This is a genomic window from uncultured Shewanella sp. (assembly GCF_947501665.1).
Classification (GTDB): domain Bacteria; phylum Pseudomonadota; class Gammaproteobacteria; order Enterobacterales; family Shewanellaceae; genus Shewanella.
The window spans coordinates 1-3883 of record NZ_CANMWS010000061.1 but is presented as its reverse complement, the minus strand read 5'-3'; the positions used below and the strand labels follow the sequence as shown (position 1 = coordinate 3883).

Genomic DNA, 3883 nt, shown 5'->3' with positions numbered 1-3883 from the left:
TGTCTTCGAGACTAATCAGGGTTCTTCTTGGACGTGGCATAGCAACCTCCAACATCTACTAGTTCATAAAGCTTAGTTAGATGGTTTAGAAAATGCCATTAATCATGGCTGTCTCAGTCAGCCTTCCAAAACAATCACCAAACCAATCAATTAATTAATTAATAACAAATTAAAATCAAAGGTAAATATTTATTAATTTGATAGTTTTTATAAAAAACAGAAGCCAACCAGCAACGAAAGTATAAGATAAGACAAATAAAAGTATAAATATTACTCAATTCAATTATAAGGTCCGATGAATATGGTTAATTTTTCATATAATAATGGAGTTTCTAGCCTAGCATTAAGCTCTACTCGAATAAATAGCTTAATCAATGAAAGTAAAGAGAAAGCAACTGCATTAACTACATGGGACAAAATCAAAGATTTCTTTAATGGAGGAAGTAAAGAGTTTGCACTTAAAAACCTCTATGATATTGTTCATAAAGGAACGGGCGAACTCGGTGAAATAGAAAAGAAATTAACGTGTTTAGATAATTTAAAAAATTGTTGTGGAGAAGCCTATAAAGATAGGTTCTCATTTGATGTATCAAAAAACAATGATATCGAAGGTGGAATGAGCTTATCAATCAAAATCAATGGTGATGAGATATCAAATGAAACATTTGATTTTGAAGATATAACAGTGAATGGTAAAAGTATTATTAGTCACTATAATAACCTCGTTCATAATGAAAATGAAGCTGAGTTTTTCTGGGAAGAACATGTTGTTACCTTTGAGCTATTACAAAAAATATTTAGCAATGAGACACTTAATAAAGACGAATTCATAGACAGTCAATTTGCAAATTTATATAATAATACTCTTCAAAAAAACAGTCCGATTCAAAACAGCATAACAACACTTAAGTCAATAAAAGAACACATATCCAAATTCACACTTAATCCAGAGTCAAATCAATTACCCTCATTTAAATTAACATCAATCTCTAGCTACACAGATACCATTAACAGAAATGAAGTCAATACTAAAGCACCTATTCCCTTTTCTCATGACAAAGAGCAACGAGCACAATTTAGAAGTGATTGTCAGTCATATTTCAATATGATTAAACAACCCAATCAAAATGCATCTTTTATAGCTAATAAAATGGACGCCCTAATAAACCATATGGAAAATGCCAAGAATATCAGAAGTGATGGTTGCAAGTTACTTGGAAATAAAGGCCTTGACTTATTAAATAAAATAAAATTTGAAACATTAAAATTTAAACTAGAGCATAATATATCATGCGACGAAATAAAATCTGGTCTAAATATTGAAAAATCATTTTCATATTTTAATATGACTGAAAAATCATTTTCTAATGGTGGTAAGTCTGGAAGTTACACTGTAAAAGGAGTTGATGGAGAAAAATATCAATATAAACCGACTAAAAGTGGTAGCTTAGATAACATTGCTGAGTTTGTATCTGGTCATTTGTTTACTAAAATGATTACGAATATGTCCGGTGTCGACTCTCGGCTATCTCCTGAGTTATGTTTAGTGAATAACCCTGAAACGCAGACTCTGGATTTAACCTCTAAATACCTCAAAGGCCATGGAGATATCGATGATTATGCGACAAGTGAAAACCGAGGATTTCAACGTACCAGTCTCTATAATAATCATGTCAAAATCTCTTTTAATGGCAATGATGAAGAAACCTTCAATATAAAAGATCAGGAAACACTGAAACAAGATTTAACTAATAACATAGTGTTATCAGCCTTTATCGGCGACCATGACATCAATCCTGGCAATATGTTTGTCACCAATGATGGCAGAGTAGCAAGAATTGATTTTGGACACGCTTTTAATGACTTAACCAGAGTCAATGAAACTGGAGTGTCTTTGCAAGGTGGCGGTAGAGTGGATACGAATAATAGCATGTTAGATTACTTTAGCCGAGATACGGTTAGAGGTGCAAAACAAGTCACTATGAATGGGGTGAGTAGCCCATCAAAATTGAAAAAAAGCTATGAAGGTATTGTCCCTTCTTGGGAACTTGTCATGTCGTTAATACAGGCCTCTGAATTACCCCCTTTAACAGACAGTAAAACAGATATATTAGCATTAGTTTCAAAATTAAAAGAATCTCCCCTTGAAAATAAAGACCAACTGTTATTTTTAAAGAAATCCTTCCTTAAAATATCCGATAGACTCAACAATGAAGTCGCCTCTTATTCAACAGATAAACTTGAATCGTCCCCCATACTGAGACAAATGAAAAATATAGGCTCTAATATAAATGGAAATTTAGATCTAGAAAGGATCATCACTCAGAGCTACAACATGATAGAATTATCCGTTGAAGCAAAAAAACAAGAGGCTAAAGAAGCTGCTGCCATAATGACCATTCAGCTAGAATTAAGCGAAGCGATTAAGGCGGGTAAAGATATCTCACAATTAAAAGCCTTAGCATTAAATACTGCTAAATACCACTCATCAGATGGAAGTAAAGTCTTAGAAAACCTCATCGCAGGAGAAAAACTGCTTTGGCCAGCAGAACCCAAGAGTCAAAACATGACGCTAGACGAGTATATTGAATATCAGATAACGAATACGGTAACTCACATTAAACTCTATGAGCAATTTCAAGATCTTTTCACACCAGAATCCAAGAATAAAGCATTAAATGCCTTGCAAAATATACTACATCCTAATGAAAATAAAAGTTCAATGGAGTCATTTATCGCATTAAAGGAGTGTGCTAAACAAGGTGTCGAAAATAAATTTACTATCTCTAGTACTAAAAATGGACATATTACATTTAAAATAGATAATACAAGTATTCACTCCGATATTTTTCGAAATGTCATTACGGAGATAAAAACAAAAGATAATGAAGCATTATGCTTTGATATTGTAAATCAATCCAAACATTATTGCTTGGAACATGAAACTGACTTCCAAAATGATTATCTAATGCGATACGGTAAAAAAATGGATATGACTAAAATTAATGCTGACTACTCTGCTAATTATACCGAATATTTTATGAGGAATAATCCACAAGGAAAAATGATATATGAATTATGCAAATCCATTGACTTTAAAAATAATCCACATCTTTTAGATCAATTTGACTCTATGAATGAGCCAAAAGAAGGCTTTATTTATAATATCAATAGAACTTATCAAGCTATCGAACAATCTGAAAATAAATAGGTTTAATAGATGCTCAATGAAACGCTAAGATGTACTAGCTAAAATTCTGGTCAATTTTGATTGACCAGAATTTTAGCTGATTTTTATTATCTCAGCACACTCCAGCAAGTCTAACACTTCAACTTTAAACAAGAAACAGGAGTAAAATAACAATCTACCTATCTTTGCTATCTTACTCACGAATAAAAGCCAACTATAATGAAGCCGTGCTCAATAGTAAAATTTCTTCACCCTCCCAATCGATAAGATTGCTATGCACTAACCCTAATTTATTCAATAATGAGATTGAGCGTACATTGTCTTTAACGGTAATGGCTAAAATAGGATTAAGCTCGAGCACATTTTGCGCATAATCCATTACCGCTTTTGACGCTTCATAGGCATAACCTTTTCCCATAAACTCAGGCAAAAAGCCAAAACCAATATCTGTGTGAGGTAACCCCTCACGACGAACCAAACCAGACATTCCCACGACTTGATTTGTCTGCTTCAACACCACAGCATACAAGCCATAGCCATTATCTTGATAACTTTTAATGATAACGAGGTTAGAGCCAGCCATTATTAATCAGTAACATAATAAGACTTTCACCCGAATTCAACGTTCAGCATTTATTAAATCATGACCTGACTATTTTTAACCTACATGTCTGCGGTTGAGCTGGAAAAATA

At 33.0% G+C, this 3883-nt stretch carries 2 protein-coding genes; one reads left to right on the top strand and one right to left on the bottom strand.

The annotated features are described in order from the left end of the window. Positions 1-301 precede the first annotated feature (301 nt). On the top strand, positions 302-3211 hold the full coding sequence (locus Q0976_RS23830; protein ID WP_299497342.1) for a hypothetical protein: 2910 nt from the start codon (positions 302-304) through the stop codon (positions 3209-3211). Positions 3212-3404: 193 nt separating this feature from the next. On the opposite strand, the gene Q0976_RS23825 is transcribed toward Q0976_RS23830, so the two are convergent. Then, positions 3405-3773: a GNAT family N-acetyltransferase gene (locus Q0976_RS23825; RefSeq protein WP_299497341.1), complete on the bottom strand. Its 369-nt coding sequence runs from the start codon at positions 3771-3773 to the stop codon at positions 3405-3407. Between the last annotated feature and the right edge of the window lie 110 nt (positions 3774-3883).